1 pseudogene is annotated in these 699 nt (G+C 53.2%); it reads right to left on the bottom strand.

Going from position 1 to position 699, the window contains the following annotated elements:
• Positions 1-296: 296 nt before the first annotated feature.
• A pseudogene (locus tag ABD76_RS02350) lies at positions 297-699 on the bottom strand (IS1380 family transposase); the annotation flags it as partial.

The following is a 699-nucleotide window of genomic DNA, read 5'->3' as shown; positions in this document are numbered from 1 at the left end:
CTTGCCGGAAGGCAATCGCTCCAAATTTAAATCCGTCTTGAGTTCGCTGTGAAACTGCTCGCTGGTAGCGTGGTCACGGTACAGCTTCATCACTTGCCAAGGCGAACACCGTAGCGTGGTGAAAAACACGCTTCCTCGCTACTCTGAATGGGGTAATTAGATTGCGATTTTATATGGAGGGGCGGGCATGATAAGCTGGTTAGCAACGCGAAGTCCTTACCCTTCGCGGCTTTCGCGAGTACTCATGCCCGCAGAGGCTCCATGTCAAATCGCTCTATCGATCTGGTAAAACGACACTATTCCCACAACGTATAGCGAGGATCCAAAAACACCTGCACCTCAATCCGGGGTACCAGCAGGATTTGTCCATCGGCTTCCACGGTTCGCTCAATCACCTGATAGACCACGCGAATGGGGCGTTCCAGCTTCTTGTCGGTCCATTCCATGGAGCCCAGATAAACACGCTTACCCTCTCGTTCTTCACAGCACATCCCGTCTTGCCTGGCGATCATCAGCCATTCTTCCGGCGATTCCCGGCGCAGATTGCGTTTGACGATAAAATCTACCTCTTCGTTCAGGCAGACATTCAAATTCTCCAGCGCGTCGTTACCGGCATCCATGCGTACGAGTAGCGGCAGGTCGGTGATGCGGCGGGCATACTCTAGACTGTGCGACAGAAACGCGGCGGCTTCTTTTTGC

Source organism: Paenibacillus dendritiformis (genome assembly GCF_015845845.1).
GTDB classification, from domain to species: Bacteria; Bacillota; Bacilli; order Paenibacillales; family Paenibacillaceae; genus Paenibacillus_B; species Paenibacillus_B dendritiformis_C.
This window is presented reverse-complemented; position numbering and strand designations above follow the sequence as displayed.